Annotated in this window: 16 protein-coding genes; 6 read left to right on the forward strand and 10 right to left on the reverse strand. The window is 49.4% G+C overall.

From position 1 onward, the window contains the following. Positions 1 to 7 precede the first annotated feature (7 nt). The 5 genes from JTN23_RS14365 to JTN23_RS14385 all read right to left on the reverse strand — a co-directional run bounded on the left by JTN23_RS14365 (position 8) and on the right by JTN23_RS14385 (position 8157). Positions 8 to 1405, reverse strand: a complete 1398-nt coding sequence (locus JTN23_RS14365; RefSeq protein WP_247235546.1) for a sulfatase-like hydrolase/transferase — start codon at positions 1403 to 1405, stop codon at positions 8 to 10. Between the two features lie 77 nt (positions 1406 to 1482). Next, positions 1483 to 2892: a RagB/SusD family nutrient uptake outer membrane protein gene (locus JTN23_RS14370; protein WP_247235547.1), complete on the reverse strand. Its 1410-nt coding sequence runs from the start codon at positions 2890 to 2892 to the stop codon at positions 1483 to 1485. A gap of 29 nt (positions 2893 to 2921) precedes the next feature. Continuing rightward, positions 2922 to 6401, reverse strand: coding sequence for a SusC/RagA family TonB-linked outer membrane protein (locus JTN23_RS14375; protein WP_247235548.1), 3480 nt, complete (start codon positions 6399 to 6401; stop codon positions 2922 to 2924). Between the two features lie 34 nt (positions 6402 to 6435). Beyond that, the gene (locus tag JTN23_RS14380; protein WP_247235549.1) at positions 6436 to 7437 is read right to left on the reverse strand and encodes a FecR family protein; all 1002 of its coding nucleotides are present in this window, start codon (positions 7435 to 7437) and stop codon (positions 6436 to 6438) included. Positions 7438 to 7503: 66 nt separating this feature from the next. Further along, the gene (locus tag JTN23_RS14385) at positions 7504 to 8157 is read right to left on the reverse strand and encodes an RNA polymerase sigma-70 factor (protein WP_247235550.1); all 654 of its coding nucleotides are present in this window, start codon (positions 8155 to 8157) and stop codon (positions 7504 to 7506) included. A gap of 1049 nt (positions 8158 to 9206) precedes the next feature. On the opposite strand from JTN23_RS14385, the gene JTN23_RS14390 reads away from it, so the two are divergent. After that, on the forward strand, positions 9207 to 9803 hold the full coding sequence (locus JTN23_RS14390; protein WP_247235551.1) for an RNA polymerase sigma factor: 597 nt from the start codon (positions 9207 to 9209) through the stop codon (positions 9801 to 9803). Between the two features lie 282 nt (positions 9804 to 10085). Here JTN23_RS14390 and JTN23_RS14395 read toward each other — a convergent pair whose 3' ends face one another. Beyond that, positions 10086 to 10499: a response regulator gene (locus JTN23_RS14395; protein ID WP_247235552.1), complete on the reverse strand. Its 414-nt coding sequence runs from the start codon at positions 10497 to 10499 to the stop codon at positions 10086 to 10088. Between the two features lie 504 nt (positions 10500 to 11003). On the opposite strand from JTN23_RS14395, the gene JTN23_RS14400 reads away from it, so the two are divergent. Then, a complete protein-coding gene (locus tag JTN23_RS14400; RefSeq protein ID WP_247235553.1) occupies positions 11004 to 11186 on the forward strand; it encodes a hypothetical protein in 183 nt (60 codons plus the stop codon). 68 nt (positions 11187 to 11254) lie between these two features. Here the strand turns inward: JTN23_RS14400 and glgP are convergent, their stop codons facing one another. Further along, positions 11255 to 12937: an alpha-glucan family phosphorylase gene (gene glgP / locus JTN23_RS14405; protein ID WP_247235554.1), complete on the reverse strand. Its 1683-nt coding sequence runs from the start codon at positions 12935 to 12937 to the stop codon at positions 11255 to 11257. 295 nt (positions 12938 to 13232) lie between these two features. On the opposite strand from glgP, the gene JTN23_RS14410 reads away from it, so the two are divergent. The 3 genes from JTN23_RS14410 (at position 13233) to JTN23_RS14420 (ending at position 17614) form a co-directional block, all read left to right on the forward strand. Next, positions 13233 to 14066 (forward strand): universal stress protein, encoded by an 834-nt coding sequence (locus JTN23_RS14410; protein ID WP_247235555.1) that lies wholly within the window; start codon positions 13233 to 13235, stop codon positions 14064 to 14066. Positions 14067 to 14227: 161 nt separating this feature from the next. After that, complete coding sequence (locus tag JTN23_RS14415) at positions 14228 to 15142, forward strand: universal stress protein (protein ID WP_247235556.1); 915 nt, start codon at positions 14228 to 14230, stop codon at positions 15140 to 15142. A gap of 285 nt (positions 15143 to 15427) precedes the next feature. Then, positions 15428 to 17614 (forward strand): LruC domain-containing protein, encoded by a 2187-nt coding sequence (locus JTN23_RS14420; RefSeq protein ID WP_247235557.1) that lies wholly within the window; start codon positions 15428 to 15430, stop codon positions 17612 to 17614. A gap of 468 nt (positions 17615 to 18082) precedes the next feature. Here JTN23_RS14420 and JTN23_RS14425 read toward each other — a convergent pair whose 3' ends face one another. Together JTN23_RS14425 and JTN23_RS14430 are read right to left on the reverse strand one after the other, a co-directional pair. Then, positions 18083 to 18514: a hypothetical protein gene (locus JTN23_RS14425; RefSeq protein ID WP_247235558.1), complete on the reverse strand. Its 432-nt coding sequence runs from the start codon at positions 18512 to 18514 to the stop codon at positions 18083 to 18085. 315 nt (positions 18515 to 18829) lie between these two features. Beyond that, positions 18830 to 19240 (reverse strand): response regulator, encoded by a 411-nt coding sequence (locus JTN23_RS14430; protein ID WP_247235559.1) that lies wholly within the window; start codon positions 19238 to 19240, stop codon positions 18830 to 18832. A gap of 565 nt (positions 19241 to 19805) precedes the next feature. Here JTN23_RS14430 and JTN23_RS14435 point away from each other — a divergent pair. Continuing rightward, positions 19806 to 20402, forward strand: a complete 597-nt coding sequence (locus JTN23_RS14435) for a cupin domain-containing protein (RefSeq protein WP_247235560.1) — start codon at positions 19806 to 19808, stop codon at positions 20400 to 20402. Between the two features lie 74 nt (positions 20403 to 20476). Here the strand turns inward: JTN23_RS14435 and JTN23_RS14440 are convergent, their stop codons facing one another. Beyond that, positions 20477 to 22156: a capsule assembly Wzi family protein gene (locus tag JTN23_RS14440; protein ID WP_247235561.1), complete on the reverse strand. Its 1680-nt coding sequence runs from the start codon at positions 22154 to 22156 to the stop codon at positions 20477 to 20479. Between the last annotated feature and the right edge of the window lie 249 nt (positions 22157 to 22405).

A 22405-nucleotide genomic window follows, 5' to 3' on the forward strand; every position in this document is an offset into this window, starting at 1 on the left:
AAAAATGTTAATTAACAACCGGACCATCAGGTTGCTGCCAGGGTACCTTGCCCGCTTTCTGGATGTGAAGCATGAGTAGCTTGTTCAGCTTTTTATAGATTTCTGGTTGCTCTTTCAGCACATTTTTCTTTTCCAGCGGATCGCTTTTCAGATTGTACAGCTCCATGGGCTCGTATGGCTTGTTCTGCAGGAGCTTCCAGTCCCCCAGCCGCAGAGCATAGATGCACTGACCGGCGTAGTCGGTACCTCCCTCACGCCGGGTGAAGTACAGTGGCCGCTCAGCCTCATCCATTGTCTCACCTAGTAGAGTCTTGAGAAAACTCCGGCCTTCAACCTGGTGCGTGGCCTTACTACCAGCTACTTCCAGCAGCGTCGGGTAAATGTCCATGGACAGATTAACCTGATCCGAAACAGAACCCGCTTTGATCCTGCCGGGCCACGTGATACTGGTAGGTACCCGTAGTCCCCCCTCGTACATGCTCTGTTTACCGTCGCGCGCAGGGCCATTATTGGCCAGACTAGGCAGATGACCACCGTTATCGCTGGTGAAGATAATCAGGGTATTCTCGTACTGACCCGTCTCCCTGAGCGCCCAGATGACCTGACCAATGCTCTCGTCCATGTGTTCAATAAAGGCAACCAGCTCGGCCCGTTTTTCCGGTAGATCAGGTTCGCGCTGCTTTACCTTTTGTAGCCACTCTTTGGGCGGTTGCACCGGAAAATGCGGCGCATTGTAAGCCAGGTACAGGAAGAAGGGACTCTTGTCTTTTTGCTGCTTCTTGATATACTCCACCGACCATTGGGTAAACAGATCCGTAGCATGCCCCTGTGGATCAATGGTCTGTCGGTCCTTACGCATGTAGTTAACGCCGTGCCGGCGGTGCGTCCAGTAGTCATCCATCATGTCGCCCAGCCAGCCGTGGAAGTAGTCAAAGCCGTGTTCGTTGGGCGTATTAGGTGCCTCTAGCCCCAGGTGCCACTTGCCGATCAGGGCTGTGTGGTAACCCGCTTTCCTGAGCATGGCGGGCAGTAGCCTGGCCTTTGGGTCGAGGTACCCCCAGCTATCTTCGTCATACGTACGGATTACCCCCGGTACACCCACATAATCAGGGTAGCGTCCTGAAAGCAGGGAGGCACGGGTAGGCGAGCAGACGGTACTATTGGCATAGAAGTTGTCAAACCGCATCCCGTCACGGGTCAGCTGGTCCAGGTTGGGGGTGCGCAGGTCTTTGGTGCCGTAGTAGGATACATCATGGTAGCCCTGGTCGTCGGTCAGAATAAGCAGGATATTAGGGGCCGGAGCCCTCGCAGGAACTGCACCTATAAAGGTGACGCATACAACGGCAATGGCTGGTACCAGCACACCTACCAAGATTTTTCCCGTATGTTTAAGTGGCTCTCTCATAGGGTAAACAGCTACCTTGCATGAAGTGCAGCGTCGAAAGGTGTGGTATTCCTTCCGACGCCATGTATTCACTTTAATTAGTATCCGGTATTCTGGTTCAGATTGGCATTGGCATTGAGTTCCGTGATCGGCAGGGGAAATAGTACGTGGAAAGCCTGCGCATTTTTGCCTCTGGCTTTGGCAGTAGTGATAAACTTGCCGTGACGGATCAGGTCTTCGCGTCGTTTCATTTCCGAATAAAACTCCCATTCTCTTTCCTGCAGGAGCTGGTCACGCAGGGTTTCCTTGGTGAATCCGCCCAATGTCAATGGAGCTACTCCCGCTCGGTTACGAACCATATTGATCAGGTCAATAGCCTCCTGAGTAGGACCAGTCAACTCGTTAAGTGCTTCGGCCCGGGATAGCAGTATATCGGCGTAGCGTACCACCGGAATGTCATTACCTTGTACCGCGCCGGCCGCGTTAGGGTCAAACTCATACTTGCCGGATAGAGACTGGTCAACACCCAGTAGCTTGAAGTATTTACCCGATGTGTTGGTGTACTCCGTTACAATCATATTGCGGCGGGTATCTCCGGCCGGAAATGAATTGACGAAGCTATCGTAGAAATAAGTACGCGCCGCAAATACCTGCTGGTTGGGCTGTGGCAGGGGATAATCGGTCGGGAATGTTAGAGCCACTATGTTATGCCCGGCCTGGGGAGAAGCCGGAATTACCCACAGCATCTCGGCATTGCCTTCGTTCGCCAGGGCAAATACATCCTTGTACTTCGGTACCAACGTGTACTTGTTCAGGTCCATGATCTGCTTGGTGATATCCGCCGTTTTCTGCCACTGCCTGGTGTTCAGGTAAAACTTGGCCAGTATTCCCAGTGCCGCCCCCTGGGTGGCTCTGCCATATTGCGCCTGATTGAGCGGCAGTACAGCAGCCACTTCTTTCAGCTCCTTCTCAATAAACTGTTTTACCTCCTCGTCGGTAGCACGAGCCAGCTTGAACTCGGATGGTGTGGAGGAAAGATACAGCGGAACAGGACCAAACCAGTCGTATAGCTGTACGTAGCTAACGGCCCGCACAAAGCGCGCTTCGGCATTGAGCTGCTTGTCAAGGGCCGAAGCGTCCGCAGCACTGGTATTATCAATAACAATGTTGGCATCCCGGATGGCAGCGTACAGCCCACTCCAGGCATCGCTAAAATACTGGTGGTTGCTGTCCCAGGTGAAGTTGGTCAGGGGGGTGAGGAGCGCTTCGATACTGCCTCCCCGGTTCCAGGCCTCCTGACCCGTATAGGCCGACAGGAATAGATAAAAATGGCCCTTCATTTGTATGTTACCGTAGGCTGAGGTGAGTACAGCCTGCTTACCCGAAGGCGTATTGAGGAAGTTGCCCGGGGTCAACTCTGAATACACATTTTCTTCGAGCGCACTCTCGCAGCCAGCACCTTGAAGTAGTAGTACCAGCAGCAGTGCAGATAGGGTATTTCGTTTCATATAGCTTATGACGTTTTTCGTTGGAATGATTAAAAACCTACATTGACACCCAGCATCCAGGTGCGGGCCAGCGGGTAACCGTTGTAGTCTAACCGTACGTTGCTCCGGCCAAAGGCATTAGCCTCGGGGTCAAAACCTACGTAGTTGGTGAAGGTGGCCAGGTTCTGCCCTACTACGTACACCCGCGCCGATTGAATGAATTTCAGCTTCTCCACGGGCAGGTTATACCCCACCGAGAGGTTACGCAGACGGATGTAAGAGGCATCCTGCAGGGCCAGAGTATTTACTTTTCCGCCACCGTAGGCTGAGGGCTGTACACCCGAAGGCCACTTAGCCGTAGGGTTCTCCGGTGTCCAGCGGTCAAGTACCTGTTCCGCAATCCGGTTCCGGCGGACGTTGTTGGGGTACATACTTTCCAGCACGTTTATGTTCAGCATATCAGCTCCCTGCTGCCCCTGGAAGAAGAAGTCCAGCTGGAAACGCTTGTAGATAATGGTATTACTGATACCAAACGTAAAGGCAGGGAAGGGGCTTCCTATTATCTGCTGATCGAGCGGAGTAATCTTGTTATCTCCATTGACATCCTTGAAAATAGGGTACCCAGGCTTGGAGTTCGGCTGGGCCGATCCGGCGATATTATCCCCCTGCTGGAATAGACCCGTTACCTCGTAGCCATAGTACGAAAACGCCGGATACCCTACCGTAACGATGGTGGTAGGTCCGATGGACTCAACCCCACCCGTGATGATATTCTTTACATCGCCCAGGTCGGTAATCTTGTTTTTGATGGCGGCGAAGTTCAGCGTGGTGCTCCACGAGAAGCGGGCTTTATTGATGTTGGTAGAAGTAAGCATCACTTCCACTCCCTTATTCTGCATCTTACCTACGTTGGACAGGATGGAGTTAAATCCGGTGGCCCGGGGCAGTGGCAGGTCAATCAGCATATCGCGGGTATTCTTGATGAAGTAGTCAATGGTAGCGCTAATGCGTCCCTGCAGTATACTCGCATCAAGTCCAATATTGGTTTGCTCGGTCGATTCCCATTTCAGATCAGGATTGGCAATTCGGGAGGGACGCGTACCTACCACGACCGCATTGCCGAATACCGCAGTAGCTCCGGTGGTGTAGGTAGTCAGGGAGGCGTAGTTGTTAATCTCCTGGTTACCGGTCAGGCCCCAGCTGGCCCGCAGCTTCATGTCGTAGAAGAAGCTGGGCAGAAAGCCTTCTTCGCTCAGACGCCATCCCAGAGCCACCGACGGGAAGTAGCCAAACTTGTTATTGGCACCGAAACGCGAAGAGCCGTCGGCGCGTAGTGAAGCCGTAAACAGGTACTTGTCATTGAGGGTATAGTTGACCCGGCTCAGGTAAGACAGGATGCTGTTATCTTCCTGACCGCTGAAGAGGTTATCATTGTTGGTATCACCCAGGCCCAGGTTATTGGTGGATAAGGCATCGGATGGGAAGCCTCTGATCACACCAGAGAAAGACCTGTTGTTAAAGTACTGGTACGTCACCCCACCCAGCAGGTTCAGCGTGCTCTTCTCGTTGAGCTGCTTGCTGTAGTTCATGGTATATTCCATCAGTACGTTGGAGCGCTCCATGGTAGCGATGTTGGCGATACCCTTGGCCGACAGACCATTAAGCGTCTTGGTGGAGTTGAACAAATCCCGGCGGGAGGTCTGGCGGTCCGAACCGAAGTTCAGCTTGGCATCCAGCCCGGGCAGAATCGTATACTTTACGAAAATACTTCCCATGGTCCGGTTGGTGAAGTTGGTACTGGTCAACCCCTCCACCAGACTCATCGGATTGTTGATGGTCAGGTGCTTTGACTGGGAGAATCTGCCATCTTCGGTATACACAGGCTCGGTAGGATCATACAGTAACGCGGCATTGATGGGACCCGCGTTTTCGTTGTTGTTCACCCCGTCAATGCTGTTGTTATCTTTGACCAGGCTGGTATTCACATTGACACCCACGCTTACGCGCTCGCCCAGCTTTCTTTCCAGGTTTACACGAGCTATGTACTTCCGGATGCCGGACCGCTTAACTACCCCCTCCTGATCAAAGTAGTTCAGAGAAGAGAAAAAGGTTGTTTTGTCGTCGCCACCGGATACTGATATATTGTGGCTGTTGAGCGGGGCCTTCTGGTATACCTGATCCTGCCAGTCAGTACCGGCACCAATCCGGCTAATGTCAGCATCGGTAAATTCGGGCGCTCTTCCTTCATCCTTGGCCAACGCATTCATGAACTGGATGTACTGGCTGGTGTTCAATACATCCAGCTTGTTGGGGACGGTCTGCAGTCCGGTGTTGAAGTCGTAGTTCACCCCGATTTTGCCCTTGGATCCTTTTTTGGTAGTAATCAGAATTACCCCATTCGCACCTCTGGATCCGTAAATAGCCGTCGCCGAGGCATCCTTCAGGATCTCGATGGAAGCTATATCATTCGGGTTGATGGAGTTCAGAGGGTTACGGGGGTTGTTGTTGGTACCGGTACCCGCTCCGCCGCTCGATGCCGAAAGCAGAGAACCGTTGTCGATGGGTAGTCCGTCAATTACATACAAGGGTTCGCTGCCGGCGTTGAGGGAGTTGGCCCCTCTGATGCGAATAGACACTCCCCCACCCGGCTCTGAGCTGGTCTGGTTGATCTGCACTCCGGCCGAGCGGCCCAGCATCATCTGGTCTACCGAAGCGTTAGCGCCGGGATTAAAGTCTTTATCACGCAGAGAGGAAACGGAGCCGGTCAGGTCACTTTTCTTCTGCGTACCGTAGCCTACTACTACCACCTCTTCCAGGGCCCGTTCGTCGGTTTTCATACGTACGTCAAGTACCGACTGATTTCCGACAACTACCTCAACGGGTGCATACCCCACGAAGGAGAAGGTAAGTGTGCTGTTGGTATTATCCGGAATAGCAAGGCTAAATTTCCCGTCGGAATCGGTGGTAGTCCCACGCTGGCTCCCCTTCAGGATCACACTTACACCAGGCAGTCCCGCTCCGGCTTCGTCACGTACCGTACCGGATACCGTACGGTCTACCGTGGCCTGTGTACCCGTGGCATTGGTCAGCCTGCTGTTACCTTCGGCAGATCTATCCGGCAGGCTTAGGCCGTCTTCCTGCAGTCGGGCATTGGCTTCGACCCGCTTGGCAGGCTTCCGGTTTTCAATGATCAGGTAGGAGCTGTTATTGACTTTCTTATACTGCAGTCCCGATGTCTTCAGTACCTTTTCCAGGTTTTTTTCAATATCCTGGCCACGATTCACCAGGTTGGTAGGTACTGTTACCCCCTCTACCACCTTGAGCTCAAACAGAATATCTACCTGGTACAGGCTCTTCAATTCGTTAAGTACATCTTTCAGTTTCTGGGTACTGGCTTTAGTAGCCTGCTGGCTTTCCTGCTGCATTCCCCGGGCCATCGCAAACGTCTGGCAATGTCCGGAATGCTGCGAAAAAAGCAAAACGGTCAGGAGCAGCCCCAGCGCTGGGGCTTCGCGTAGCATTTTCATCATAAGATCTGGATTAAGTGTAGTAGTTGGTTAGCGTCTATTTATCTGAGAGTTGTACAAGGTTGCCTTGTCTGACGACATTGATATCCAATAATTCTGAAATGGTCTGAAGTAGCTCATCAACGCTGGTTGCTTTGAAAGAGCCCATAAGTACGCGTTCAGAAAGTACTTTGCCCCTGATCTCTACCTGCAGTCCGTAGTTTTCCTGGAGCATAAAGGCCACTTCTTCTAAGGTGGTTTCCTCGAATACAAATCGCTGCTCTTCCCATTCGGAGTATTTCTGGGCCTGTTGGGTCGTTTTTATTTCAATCTTATTATTCCGGTTAAGCGTCACCAGATCACCCGGCTTCATCAGGAGGTCTTTTCTGGTATTATCCTCCTGGTATCGTACCTGAACCTTACCTTTTTTGAGAACTACCTTTGAGTTGTGCTTACGGGCGTACATCGTGAACTCAGTGCCAAGTACTACCACCTCAAAGTCCTTTGGTGTTTTGACGACGAACCGTTGGTTGTCGGCGGTGTGGGTGATGGAGAAATGGGCCTCCCCCGCCAGAAACACTTCCCGGGTTTTCTTCCCGAAGCCCCAGCGGGGTACTCTGAGCGAGGAGTTGGAATTCAGCTTAACTACGCTACCATCCGAAAGCGTATGGGTTTTGACTTCGCCAAAGGCGGTCTGATACGTAGTATAGAGCAGATAATCCTTTGTTACCAGCCCCCCCAATCCCAGCAATACAACCACCGCCGCGACCGAAAGCCAGCGTGTCCAGCCCCGGTTCGTCGCCTTCGGTTCCTTGTAAGTCGTTGCCTCAACAGCCTCCGTCTGAGTATGCGGATTAGCCTCCAGATATTCTGAAAATTGATCAAACGCCTGGTCCGTCTGAGCTACATACTGAAGGTTGGTACTTTCCCATTCCTCAAGCCACATGTAGTACAGTTCTTCGTGCTCCTGAGCTTGCAGCCATCTTTCGATCATCTCCCGCTGCAGGGGGGAAGTTTTTCGGGCGAAATGGTCAAATATCAGTTGTTTGGTGATTTCCATCGTAGTAGTAGGTTCAAGGCTAATTTGATAGTGGTACAGCTATGGTGACGGGCTTTTCAGTTGATCTTAAAGTAAATGGTCCCTAAGCCCCTGTCTTACCGTTTGCAAAGCTTTACTCATGTGTACTTCCACCGTTTTTACCGAAATACCCAATTCATCGGCTATGTCCTTGTACTTCATCCCGTCAAACCGGTTCATCAAAAAGACTTTCCGGCATTGGGGACTCAGAGAATCAACCAGTGATTCAAGGCGGGTCTGGATTTCATCCAGCTGTGTTATATGATCAGGCCGCTGTGCAGGTGAGGATTCTTTTGTCTCGGCCATTTCGATCCCCTCCAGGTTTTTGAATTCCTGCCTGAGGTAATTATAGGCTTCATTGCGTACGCACCGAAACAAGTAGAACCGGTACGAAGTGGTTACAGCTTCGTAGGCCCTGGTCTTCCAGAATTTATAGAATACTTCACTAACAAGGTCCTCGGCAATCTCTTTGGAATAGATATACCGTACGGCATGACTGCACAGCACTTTATAGTACCGGCGAAACAGGAGCTCACTTCCTTTGCGCGGACATTCTTCAAATGTTTTCCGGATGAAAAACTCAGAATCAGGATGCTGATTAGGTCCCTGTACTAGTTCGTTATCGCCAACGCTCTGAATAAAAGACTGCCTTACTGACTGCGAATTGCCCTCGGAGGGTATTATGGGTACATATGCATGCATAGCCTTCGCCTACTTTATTGGTGACCTCTATATGTAGAGACACGATCTACACAGATTACCCTTAGTTCTTTTTAAATATTTCCCTATTTTTTTTTGTTATTCCAAGCCAGTGTACCCAATAGCCAATACGGGTATACTATCTGCACTTACCTAAAGCCCACTAGTAAGAAAGCACAGGCAATAGAAAGGGATAGTAAGACGGAATTTTGGGTGTTAGTCACACCTGCACTACACCATGTACAGTCCTGGACATGGGCAGCAATTTGTTCTAACAGGGAATAGTATGGAGGCAACAGGACTCTGACAGAAGGCTCTTTTCTGTCAATTGTAATTTGTAATCAGAAGGATAGAGTGAAGTGAGGAGCTGGTGATGCAAGCCAAACGAGCCTGTTCCGGAAGACAAGAAGTACCATCTTTCGAGCAATAGGTTGACTTCCTTAAGGTAATTTTTCATAATTTTGAATTGGTTTAATTGAAAAGGTTAGATCAAGTGCCCCCCATGCGTGTCTGATGGTCCAGATCAGATGTAGTAGCAGGGGGGTATTTTTTGTACTTGTCTTTCATCCCTACAAACGTTAAGTAGAAGACAGAGTACGTACTTATAGAAGCGTACAGTCTATATCATAATTATGTGGTTACTGATTAGGTACTCCGTTATTACTCTACTAAATTCGTAGACAAAGTAGATTTTAATATTTTAGATAATCAAGGTTTCCTGAAAAAATATTTGATCTGCTTAGGAAGCTGCTGGTACTCAGATGCAGTCCTACCGTACGTAGTGGGTAAGGAACCGACCATTCCTTTTCTTTAATTCATTCCACTAGCTACTCATCGATACAGTTGGGCGGTTAATCTATACACTCCATTTCGCACGCACCTTTGCCTCTCCCGCTGACGTTAGCCGTACATAGCACTGTACATCTGACCTACGTACAACTAGGCCTGGAATGAGAGGACCTGAAATCAGGCTGGTCCACTGATAAAGTACACATACACTTCATACGGAGAACCAGCCTTAGTGCGTAATTCATTTAAATCCATATAAGCCTTTGTTCTTTGGGAAGAAAATAGCATTCGCAGAAGAAGACTTTGAAAGCGTGGTGCGGGCCTGTATAGCGGGCAGCGAGCGGGCCCAACGGACGCTTTACGGGCAGTACTTTGGCTATGCCAAAAGCATCTGCCTGCGCTACTGCTCCTCATCAGCCGATGATGTCCTGAACGAAGGTTTCCTTAAGGTGTTCCAGCACCTCCATAGGTATGATTCCGGCCAACCATTTAAGGCCTGGCTCCGTACGATCCTGATCAATACTGCTATTAGCCACTACCGCAGGAACGTCAGGTACACAAAAGATACAGCAGGACTGGAAGATGCCACGTATTCTACATTTGATGAAGGTGTCATTGAGCATATTACAGCTGAGGAAATCCTGGTGCTGGTACAGCAAATGAAGCCTGTCTACCGCATGGTATTTATGATGTACGTAGTAGAAGGCTACAACCACCGCGAAATTGCGGACCTGCTGGAAATAAACGAGGCGACGGTTCGCTCCCACTACGCCAGGGCCCGTGCCCGGTTGCTACATCTGATCCAACGGTCCTACCCTGATCTATATAGCAGAGCTAAGCCTATGTCGGGCTCAGTGTAGAAAATCTAACAAGATGATTAGCCCGAAACTATACTCCTGCCAGTAGTATAGGAGGAGCCACTTCGAAGATGATAACCTATGGGGTAATAATATGAGTACATGTAACTAGCTGAGTAATGTATAAAATCCTCAATCGTTGATTGGGGCTTTTTTATGGGCTGATTATGAACTGATCATGGTGGCGATATGGAGACAGAGTGAACAGGTACCTACTCGAGCTACCTGTTTGATACGGTAATTCAGAGAAGCGAAGCAAGACGTCTACTACTTTCGAAATACCTGTTATTTAAAGAAATACCTCAGTCGGGGGTGGCTGCGTAGCATAGCCATATTGTCGAGTATAATGGGCTTGCTGATAAAGGCAATTACGCTGGGATAACGGGAGGCTTTTTCCTGATCTTTCGGATCAAGGGATGAGGTAAGCATGCAAATGCTGGTTTGGGGGAAATAGTTTTCAAAACGCTGGGTGTACTCTTCCAGAAACTCCCAGCCATCCATCACAGGCATATTAATATCCAGAAAAATCAGGCTCGGAGGTGCTTTTTCCCTGACTACCAGATCCTCCAGATAAGCGAGCCCCTCTTTTCCATTCTTCATCGTTGAGATATGCTGAGCAAAATGATAGCGTTTTACAGTGAGTGACACTATCTTCAATGAAATATCATCATCGTCTATCATTAACAGGTCATTGATCATCAGGGATAAAGGAAATTGGCGCTATGTACTATTAATTTAGTGCACAAGATAAAATCCTGATGATAAATATTACAAAAATCCAGTGACAACTTAGTGAATGGTCATGAAATTAACCCGATAAAGTCTACAGATGATCTAAACAGAGACTGTGCGGGGTAGATATAGACACTACCAGTGAGTAAGGCAGCGACAGTTTCCTCAGCGGGCGCTTTCATATTTAAAAGAATTTACTGTAATAGCACTACGTACGAGCTATCAGGTGGTGAAACTGTGTAACGGACGGCTATATACGACTATCTATACTGCTGCTGAGACGGCTGCTTTAAGTTCAGTCATTAGAGTTACTACTCAGGGTACTTTTACTGAAAGTTTCGGAAGTAAGCCCGCGGAGAAATACGGGTTATGGTATCATAACTTTTTCTTCTACACGTTTAGTGACTATATTTCAGCCGTTACAGGCAGCGGATATAACCGATTTCCATTGAAGTAATCAACGATTACCCTATGAATTATACAAAGCACTTGCTGTACTACATCCTGCTGGGACCTGTCTGCATCCTGAGCAGTTGCCAGTACATGTCTTATACTTCCAGCAAGGCAGGGGTATGTGGTGGTCTCTTCATGTTGGTACTTGTCCTTGTGATTACCATTTACATAGTCTCCAAAACTCTCACCAACCGGGACTGAAGGAGGAGGTTTCGGTATGTACTTCATTCCTCCTCCCACGGGCCGCGTTTACTCCTGGTTGAGCACGATCAGGATGAATATTGCTTAGCTACCGGGCTCCGGACCTCCTGATGATACATGCGGTCGTAGTACTCGGCCACCATACGCTCCGAGTCGAAGTACGGCAAAATGTCATCCATACTACTCCGCATCATAGCCGCCCACCGCCCGGGCTCCTGATAGTACATGGGCAGTACCTTGTTCTCCAGCAAGTCATAGAGTTGCGCCGCATCGGCAGCATCCTGCTCAAAGTGCGGCTTCTGGTAATCCACCGGCGGGATTACAAACCCGTTGATCCCATCTCTTACAAACTCGGGAAACCATCCGTCCAGGGTTGACAGATTGATGGCTCCGTTCATGGCCGCGGTCATTCCACTGGTACCTGATGCCTCGCGGGTAACCCGCGGAGTATTCAGCCATACGTCCGCCCCCTGTTTGAGCTCTTTGGATAGCCGCAGCTCGTACCCGGTGAGGATAGCGCAGTTGGGGTACTGCTTACAAGTCTCCACGATCAGGTCAAAGGTACCAATGGCTGTGTAATCGGTAGGGTAAGGCTTGCCCGACCAGATAATCTGAATCGGGAACTGCTTGTTGGAAAGCAGCCTCTGGAAGCGGTCCATATCGTGCAGTAACAGCTCCGGACGCTTATAACCCGCAAAGCGCCGCGCCCACACCATCGTCAGTACCCTGGGACTAAAGATCTTACCGGTCTGGTCGGCTACCTCTTCCAGCATGGGCTGCTTCATGGCCTGTTTGTGCTCCAGCAGGGCGGCCAAATCGTGCTGATGCGTATGGCGGTACAGGTCCTTGTCGGCCCAGTAGTGCTGATCCTGAGCGTTGGTGATGGCAATAGTAGGGCACAGGCCCCCGTGCTGGCTATAGGTACGTTTGACGGTTTCGGTGTGCATACGGGATACGCCATTGGCAATGGACGAAAGCCGAAAAGCTGCCAGCGTATGATCAAACACCTGACCCGCTTGCTGGGTAGCACGCAGTGCTTCCTCCACTGTAACCTGCCCGAAAAAACTCATTCGGTCCAGTAAGCGCAGGTCGGTTTTCTGGTTACCTGCTTCTTCCGGCGTATGATTGGTAAACACCATCTTACGGCGAACCACCTCCCAGTCGTGGTACTTTTCGTACAGGGCAAAGGCCGCCGACAGGGCATGTGACTCGTTGAGGTGGTATACTTCGGGGGTCAGTCCGAGTTCGTCCAGCAGCTTTACCCCACCTGTTCCCAGGAGCATTTGCTGCGCCAGCTTTGTCTCTGGATTGGCATCATAGAGCCGGTGTGTAATCGTGCGGGCCAGGTAGTCGTTTTCGGGTAGATCGGTCGATAGCAGGAATAGCGGCGCCGTACCAAAGTACCTGGGGTCAAGGTAGTATGCTGTGACCATAACGGGAGCCTGGTGTACAGTGATCTGAAATTTGATATGAGTCGGCTCCAGAAACTCATAGTGCTTCTCTACAAACGTGGCTCCCATATGCTGATCCTGCTGGCGGGTCTGGTCGTAGTAGCCATACTTCCACAGGATACCAATACCGATGGTATTCTGAAGCAGATGCGCCGCGCTACGCAGGTGCGAGCCGGCCAGGTAGCCCAGACCGCCGGCGTAGATCTTGAGAGGTTGATGAATCGCATACTCCATGCTTAGATAAGCAACCCGGGTGGTATACTTCGGATCGGGAATATAAGGGAGTGAATAATTGGTCATTGGTCTGAAGTGATTTTAGAGTGACTGATTATTTATAGCGTATTCGGTACCGGACATTCAAAAATACCCGTACACCCACCTCACTGCACCGGAGCCGTATCTATTTGCAAAGTAGCAACCTCACCGGATGTAAATTGACTGATGGTAGTCAGTTCTGAAACTGATCTTTAAGACCGTCCATCCACCGCGCCACTTCGGGCGGTATACATGACCAAGCTCATGTTTTGGGCGTAACTGCCATCATAGACACTCAGGGTGCGTACCTCTACCTTTGCTTAAAATCATATAACTCAACATGGCACAAACGGTTCTTGTTACTACGGATTTCTCTGCTAACTCAAAGGCAGGCATACGGTTTGCCGTTCAGCTGGCAGCCCAGACAGGAAGCTCACTGGTATTCCTGAATATCATTGAAGAACTGAGGAACCCTTGGCTTGCAGAAGAGAGCTTTACTGATAAAACCCTGCTGAAACACCAGGAAAAGCTTAACCGCTTTGTCAGCAAAGTATACAAGCAAGCCGGTGTAACACCCGGTAACTATACGTGTGTCGTGAGAGGTGGTGCACCCGTTGACCAATGTATCATAGACTATGCCTTAGAAGAAAAGGTGGACCTGATCTGTATGAGTACCCAGGGGGCCGGAGTCATGGGCCGACTGGTAGGTACCCTGAGCTCAGCCATCATGGCTAGTTCCCCGATACCGGTAGTAGTGGTTCCTGCCCGGTACAGGAGAGTACCCGTTACTCACCTGCTGTATGCCAGTGACCTGCAAGACCTGAAGCATGAACTAGACCTGGTAAAGAGCGTGGCTGGTCCACTGGATGCCGCTATTTCCACAGTTTACTTTGAGTACAGCCCTCTGCTTGAGGTGGCTGATCAACTGGTCAGCAAAGCAGAAATAAACCACCAGACCGACAGGGTAACGTTTATGCTCAAAAAGGCTACGCTCGAAAAATCGCTGCCGCAGCATCTTAACGATGAGGTACATAATTCCAGGCCTTCGATGGTTGTTCTGTTCACGAAGTCAAACCGTAGCTGGCTCGACCGCCTGTTCTGGCCCAGCAACTCAGCGGAGCTCTCTTTTATTACCAAAGTACCCTTGCTGATTTTCAGGAAAAGACCCCTGTAAATGTATCCCCACGTAGACAATCGGCACGTATTGGTGGTTATATAGATTACTCACAGCGAGTCCTTTCTCTAAAGATAGTAGCAGTCCCTCGAAGGCTCCTGATCTGAGTACGATTTAGTATTGTAAAACACTGGTTTCTATACCCTTAAACACTTTAACTCATGAATGCCATCCATAAAATACTGGTTCCAACCGATTTTTCTCCGGCGGCTCAAAACGGACTTCACTATGCTGTACAGTTGGCCCCCCTGCTTGGTGCTTCCATTATTTTATATCATTCGTATTCGCCCATCGAAAGCGGATTTTTTCCGGAGGCCATGCGTGATGAGGAAAATAACGAAGAAGAACAAAAACTCAGGGATCGACTGAACACCATCAGGGATGAAATAATCAGAAGTGGCAGCCAGGTACCAGTTAGTATCTATCTGGAAAAAGGTACAGATATCAAACGTATTACAGCCTATTGCACCACGAATTGTGTTGACCTGGTTATAATGGGTACTACCGGAGCCACCGGCGCCAAAGAAGTCTTGATTGGTAGCTTTACCTCCCATGTCATTAGTGAGGCCGCCTGTCCGGTGCTGGCTGTTCCTCCTACTTTTGAGTTCAGAGTACCTAAGAAGATCTTCTACGCCAGTGACTACAAAAGTACTGACTTCAAAGGTATTCATTACACCGCCAGGCTGAAAGACCAGCTTCATGCCGAGTTGCAGATGGTACATGCTGTATTCAATATGACTTTTGCGGCACAGGAAGATAAGCTCCTTAAATCGTATCAGGCCAAACTAGCCAAACTACTGCATCTGGATGTGGCTGAGCTGCCCTACCACCTGGTTCGGGGTGAAGATACGTCCGATACGCTCCTGCATTACGCAGTAAAAGAAAGGGCGGATATGCTGGTGATTGCGCAATCAAAGCAGACCAACCTGCTGGACTGGATGTTTCACAGGAGCCTAACCAAAGAGGTAGTCCATCAGGCTACGGTCCCCATTCTGGCACTTCCGGTGGATTTTCTGGAGACGCTGCCTGCACCTGAGCATGCCCCTGATTCAACCCAATCCATTTCCAATAGCTAATTGTATAGATCCGATAACCTAAGTAAGTAGGAAACGGTAGTAGTCTTAGTGAGCCTACTATTGATATGACCTGAGGTAAAGTGAGCTTCTTAACAGGCTTACCCTACCTCAGGTTTTTCTTTGTTATAAAGGGTACTTATTGCTCATATTTCAGCGCATTTCCGGTTGATAAACCAGACTCGTCCAGCCTCTAAAGTACTTACTAACTGGCTCGATTCTTGCTTAAAAATTAACGTTTTAAAGGGTTAACTCTACCTCTAACTGTTAATTATTCAACCACAATTTATGCGCACTATCCCCACACAAGCGTACCTGTACCTCCTGGTACTTCTATTTTCTGGCTGTATCCCCAAGCACCTGGATCCCACCCGCAACCAGACACAGGTAGTCATTCAGGACATGAAAGTCAACGATAGTTTTGATTTTAAGTCCACCCGCGACATCCAGCTGAATATTAAGGCAGGCAGTCCCTCCTTTGCCGGTGAACGAATCCGGATCAATGTCTACAATGATCTGCCTACAGTAGGTGAGGTACTGGCCTCAGGCATCACCGCCTCCGACCAGAGTCTGAAGCTGGAATTCAGGGCCCCGGCTCCGCTGACTGAGCTATACATCGAGAAGATCAATGCCTACGGCGCTTCGGAAGTCAAGAAAGTAAAGGTCGACAGCTACATTTCTGCCGAATTCAAAACCACTACTCCAACGCTGGCTTTGCGTATGCAGGCCAATTCCGGCCTTGACTGTGCGACAGGAGTAACCAAGCCCTATACCAATCACAAGAGTAATATTACCATCAATGAGGGGGAAATAGTAAGCCTCAAAGGTACCTACAGCGGCACCATCACCATGAGGGGGGGTGAGCTACGTATATGTGGTACCGCTACCGGGCTGAAGATCAATCTGAATAACAACAACGGGAAAGTGTACTTCCTGGAAGGATCAATTGTTGAGCTACTGGACATCGTAGGCAACACACCCAGTACCAAGGTGTACAATTACTCTCAGTCCCTTACCATGGCAGATAAAATCTCCATGGGAGGCTCCTTTGAGAACCATGGCAAAATACTGGTGAACGGTAACTTCACGGTCAGCAATAACAATACCAATACCTTTGTGAACAACGGTGAGCTTCACGTTAAAGGTACCTTCAGCAACAACCGTCATTTTGTCAACAACAACATCATGATCGTGGATGATAAGTACCAGGCCGAAGGCAGCTCTATCAACGAAAACAATTGTAACCTGTATGTAGGTGATGAGTTCAAGACCAACAACAACTTCGTTAACCGGGGATACATCAAGGTAGATGGCGAAACAACCATCACCGGCAACAGCAGCCTGAAACTGGCCGACGGCGCTATGCTCAGCACCCGCGATATCAACCTCAACGGTACCATTACCGGTAGTGGCTCCAGCTCGGTTGTAAAGGTTTCGGGTCAGTCAAAGCTCACGGGAAGTGCCGCTATGTCAGGAGCCGTGGTGCTTTGTGACGCCAATGGAGTGGAACAGAACAGCTCCCGCATTACCGGCAGCTACCTGAGTTGTACAGGCAGTTTCGTGCCCAAATCAGCTTGTAATCCGGAGGGCTTTGGTACTCCCACCCTGGTTGATACCGATAAAGACGGCGTAGCCGATGCACAGGACGATTACCCTACCGACCCCAACCGTGTGTACCAGAGCTATTACCCTTCGGCTACCGGCTGGGCCACCTACGGCTTCGAGGACCTGTGGCCGGCTCAGGGTGACTACGATTTCAACGACCTGGTGATCAACTCCCGCATTACCCGCGTATTCAACGCCGACAACAAAGTGATTGAGCTTCATAACCAGATTATCATCCGGGCCATCGGTGCCGCCTATGACAATGGCTTCGGCTTCCAGCTCGACGGCGTCAGCAGCAGCGAGGTCGCCAGCGTATCGGGTTACAGCCATACCAAGGGGTACGTACAGCTGGCCCCCAACAAGACCGAAGCCGAACAACCCAAAGCCGTTATCGTTGCTTATGATTCACCCGAGTCATTGATCAAGCGCTCGGCAGGTTCTATGTTCAACACGGTAAAGGCCAATCCAGTAGGTACTCCCGGGCAGCTCAACATTGTAATACGCTTTGCAACACCACTGGATCCGGCCAAGGTAAGTCAGGAGAAGATCAACCCGTTCATCATCGTGGATGGTAAGCGGGAAGTAGAGGTGCATCTGGGCAACTTTGCCCCTACGGCCAAGGTGAACACCAGCCGCTTTGGCTCCCTCAAAGATACTTCCAAGCCTGGCTCAGGCCGCTACTACCGCACCGAGGGCAACCTGCCGTGGGCGATTGAGCTACCCGTAGAGTTCAACTACCCGGCCGAGTCAGTACCTATCACCGATGCCTATCTGTTCTTTGCCGACTGGGCCCTGAGCGGAGGCTCTCAGAAGAAAGATTGGTACGAAGATAAGCCAGGTTATAAGGTACAGGCTAAAACTTTTAGATAGGGATTCTGACATACAAGTACCTGCTCTATACCGGACCGATTAACATGTAGGTACTCCCCTATCACATAACAAACATCCTCCGATGTAATTCCAGTGGATTACATCGGAGGATGTTTGCTTTAAGTTCTATGAAATTTGGAACTATAGCGGCAGGTGTAGGTCTCAGGCGGGGATTCCTTATAACCGGGCATAGCCTGAGCCCAACTTTATGCAACGGGAAAGTAGCCTGACTCTACTATCAAAACAGTATTTCAGAAAAACAGTATGCAGAGGTAACTACTTCTGGAATAGATTTTTGGGACTTAGTAGTGGAAGCATGCATAAGCGTGTTTTCTTGTGGTAGAATATAGGGAGCCAGTAGCCATTGGTTGCCGGTTCCCTCTTTTGACCACCACCGGTACGGGCAGGCAGCCCTGACGTAATGCTACCTAGTACCCGCATTTGCGTAAGTACATTGCCGTTGACAGGCTACTCGCTCAACGCTTCCCTACTTTCAAAATCATTCAAAAGGCCGATTTCCATTACCGGCATGATGGAAGTATCAGGCTTCCGAACCACTGTAATGGATTTGGAATCTACGAGTATACCGCTGCTATGTACAGCACGGATGTCAAAAACATTAACCGAATCGGGCAGAGCCACTTTACAAATAAAGCGCCCGTTCCTGATCGGTATGGGTTGAGAGTCCCCCAGAAATAACATTACATCATCATCGGTGTCAATAGAGCCCTCCAAGATAGCCGTATTACCCACTACTCCTTTATTCAGGAAGCGATTATTGATTTTAAGTACTTCTTCGTCGCTAAATAGTAGACTGGCAATGCCAATCCAGCCAGAAAAGGCAAGAACAAAAAATACGTTGTCTTTTACTCTTGATTTTGGAAGTAGTCCCCGATTCATAGAGCTGATTAAAGTTAAGATTAAACAACAGTAATGATCTAAGGAGGGTAGAGTCTTATACAGCCATTGATGTGGATTTATACAATAACTATATAGTAAAGCGGAGTTTAAGAGTATTTACTTAAAGGTTGTTGAATTTTCTACTGTTGACGCAGGCCCAGGGGCTCACTATCCAGCGGATACGGCTGGATAGTGAATGGGAACAGACAATAGAAAGACCGTGGTGCAGGATCAGATCTACACCCTAGTTCTGCCTGTATGCAGAGGTATATATTGTAAAGGTACCGCCACCTGTCATTCAGGTAGCCACCGCGCTTACTTTACCAGCTGTTTCTGCCGGATCTGATGATGCAGTGAATGTACAAAAGGCTCGTACTCTAAAAGTGTCTCCGGCTTGGGAACAAAGTCCGCGGCTCCTTTGGCAATGCATCGGTTGATCGTGCTATTCAGCGTTGAACAGGACGTAACAATGACAGGTACCTTGGAGTAGTCCGGATTAGCATTAATATAATCGAGGATGTCGTAGCCATTTTTCCCGGGCATGTTCAGGTCCGACAGTATGACATCAGGCAAGGCGGTGCGATTCGTTTCCAGCCACTCAAGGAGATCATCTCCATTGGTTAGCTGTCCAACCAGTTCAAACACACCGGAGCCTTCAAAGCCTTGCTTCATGAAGAAGCGTTCATCCTCATCATTTTCAACAATCACAATCTTAATCTTCTTCATAGTTCAGGAGGGGGTTTGATTACATTTTTGATGGCTAATATATGTACCAGGTATCGATAGAGGTTGAGCAAATATAAGTAATATACGTTATACAACCGCACAGGTAGATTTAATAGCTCTACATACAGGTTCCTTAGTTCATGATTAGGACACCAACGGTTACTTATATGAGATTTTCTAGCCCTTTTTATGGCTTTATCCTTATTCAGTACGAGGGGCATTGCTGATCGGAGCGGGAAATTCGTTGACGTATGATTATAAACGTCAGCATATACAACATCGATTAACCACACCTGGACGTATCAATCGCCGACAATCCTCTTGCACAGCAACAGCAGTGGGCCTGCTGCCAAAGGAGAGGTTAATTCCTGATCATCTACCTGACACTTCCAACCATTCACCCCTACCTGTACTCATTAGGCTGGAAGATTATAGTAACCTGCAGTCGCTATACCTGCCCGGGAAGAGAGTAGGCTGAGTACGTTCTGCTACCCGCGGCATAGCTCCAGGTGCACGGCTGGCTGTAATTTTCTGAATGGTATACTCAAAAAAGCTAGTAATAGGCATGGCAACAGCAGGTGAGATTCTTGAGAATACAGTAACGGGTGAACGAATCCTGTGGCTGAAAACGTCAGTAGATACTGAAGGGAGATATCTGCAGTACAGGTGGAATATCGCCCCCAAATCAAGGAGGATAATGCGTCATTACCACAGCTACCAAACTGAATGCATACGGGTAGAGGCGGGCAAACTGACGGTTGAGTGTAACGGATATACTCATCATCTCCAGCCAGGGGACACCCTGATTATCCCGAAAGGTCAGCAACACCAGTGGTGGAACCCTACCTGGGAGGAGGTACAGGCGGTAGTGACCATTGAACCGGCACTGAACACAGAAGTACTGCTGGAACAACTGGTCGGCTTATGCAATGATGGACAGCTGACAGTGGATGAAGACATCCCCTATTTACAGCAGGTGGTATTGGCAGAAGCATACGATATGAAAGTAGAAGGCCTTCCCACAAAGACCAATACGATGTCCTACCACTTTCTGCGTTTCGTAGCAAATATCCTTGGGTATAAAGAGTACTACCCGAAGTACTCAACCCCTGCCAGAGTAATAAATAAGGCCCAGTCGTCACTCCTGGAGCAGGCGGATTAAGTTAATGTACCATTATACAATGCAGAAGGGCCTGGATGATCATCCAGGCCTTTCTGCTTATTCTATGACATGTATTAGCGCTTGGTGAATTTCTTTTGTGAGTCCTGGTTGTTCTGGACGATGTCCCGCTTATAGCGGTCGGTCCAGGTCTTCCTGATGCGCAGGTGAAGTCCCAGGGCGTCGTCGAGCAGTTGACCTTTATCCCAGCCTACGGCACCACTTACCTGTACTCCCTCCAGAAATGCCAGGTCCGCCCCCACGCTCAGATAGGCGGAGAGTTGGGGTAGCATGGGCTGAAACCCTACATCATAGGTACCTGCATTGCGCGAGTAAGATACCTTGCCCAGGAAGCTCACCGCCTGTGAAAAACGTCCTGCTGCTCCCATGTGCAGGACCTGCACCCGGTTGTTGCTGGTAAAGGCTCCTCCGGCTGGCGGTACGTTTTGACCAAGATCCTGATTGGAGGTTATAAAAGGAGTACCTACAGTCCGGCCAAAGTACGACCATCCATCGCGGTACTGCCCGTGATTGAAGTAGTTGTCACGCCCACGGAGTTTGGCCGGATAATCCTGAAAAACAGATCCTCCCTGACTCATTGTATGCAGATACTCAACGGTCAGCCGTTGTAGTGATACCCCGTTCCGGTAGCGGCTGCGGTTCTGCCAGCTGACCCCGTGAAGCCCATCGGCAACACTTGTCAACAGAAACAATGAACCATCTTCATAAATGCTTTGCCGGTAAAATAGCAGCGACGACCGGGCAAAATTTAATTCCACTGCCCCATCAAATGATCCCAGGTGGTTGCCCACGCGGTTACCCCCGTCAAAGCTGTTACCGAATTTAAGTGAGTCGCCCCGTACACTCTTGGCTGACAGTACATACATGTAAGCCAGCATATTGTCTGGCAGCTCCCCTTCCGATGAGAAGAAAGGAGAGCGCCCCCCCCACTGTACCTGATGGTTGAATCCGCCGTAAAGCCTCACGCGACTATTCGACTTTCCCAGCCGCACATACAGCGACTTCTGGTGCAGCATAGCTCCCTGGACGAAGGGACGCGAGTTTTCGAAGAAGCCATGGGAGAAATTACCCTTAAAACCTACAAAGGAACGGGCGGGCCAGTACTCGGGTATGCTCAGTTCTATTTTAGGAATGGGCAGGGCATTACCTGACCAGATGTAAGACCCCGAGGTCAACAAGGTGTCCATCAGTCCCACTACCTCACGGCGACGACCTCCGTATAATTCCAGAGGGCCCAGACGCATCTTGGCGTAGGCCTGGGGCAGCAGTACCTGTGTATGATTAGTTGATGTGTTGAGTACTACCTCTACCCCATATCCAAAGTCAAGCTTCCCCCAATCCCAGGTACTTGTCACAGGCTGAGAGCGGTAGCCGGTATGGATACTACCCCGTAAAGTAGCCGCAACGGGACCTTTTGGAGCCGTACCAAACTGATTGGTTCTGAACCAGAATGGTTGAAGCTGGCCGGAGGTTTGCGCTAGATATGTGCCTGCTTCTACCTGAAATCGGGTAGTACGCCAGCCAAAATCTTTATTTTTAACTTCTTCTTTGTCAGCACTTGCCGGTCCGGTAGTGGATTGTTCGTTTGAAGAATTGGTAGAGAGGGAGTTGCTGGGAGTAATGGCTTTACGAGCTCCGGTAAAATTGAAGTCAAGATCATTGGGCTCCTTGTGAAGCTCCTGGGCCTGAGCTGCCAACGACAGCATACTTACTACCAGCAATATACATCTATTCATGGTTTCCCTTTTAAATACGATAGCAGGAACTCCCGGTGTGGATTCCTTAATGTTAATGAACAGAACTATTTATACTGGCTAATAGATGAAACCGGACGAAACAGTGAGGTACTAACGGGAGGAGTTTGCTGATGCGCAGCTACAAATCATCTCCAATAGGTAAGCGACTATTTGCCCTGTCGGTATTTGTTAATAACTAACAGTAGGCACTAGTATTCGGCGCTTACAAGTGGTATAGAGAATAAAGTG

This window comes from Telluribacter roseus, from assembly GCF_017355915.2.
In the GTDB taxonomy this organism is placed as follows: Bacteria; Bacteroidota; Bacteroidia; order Cytophagales; family Spirosomataceae; genus Telluribacter.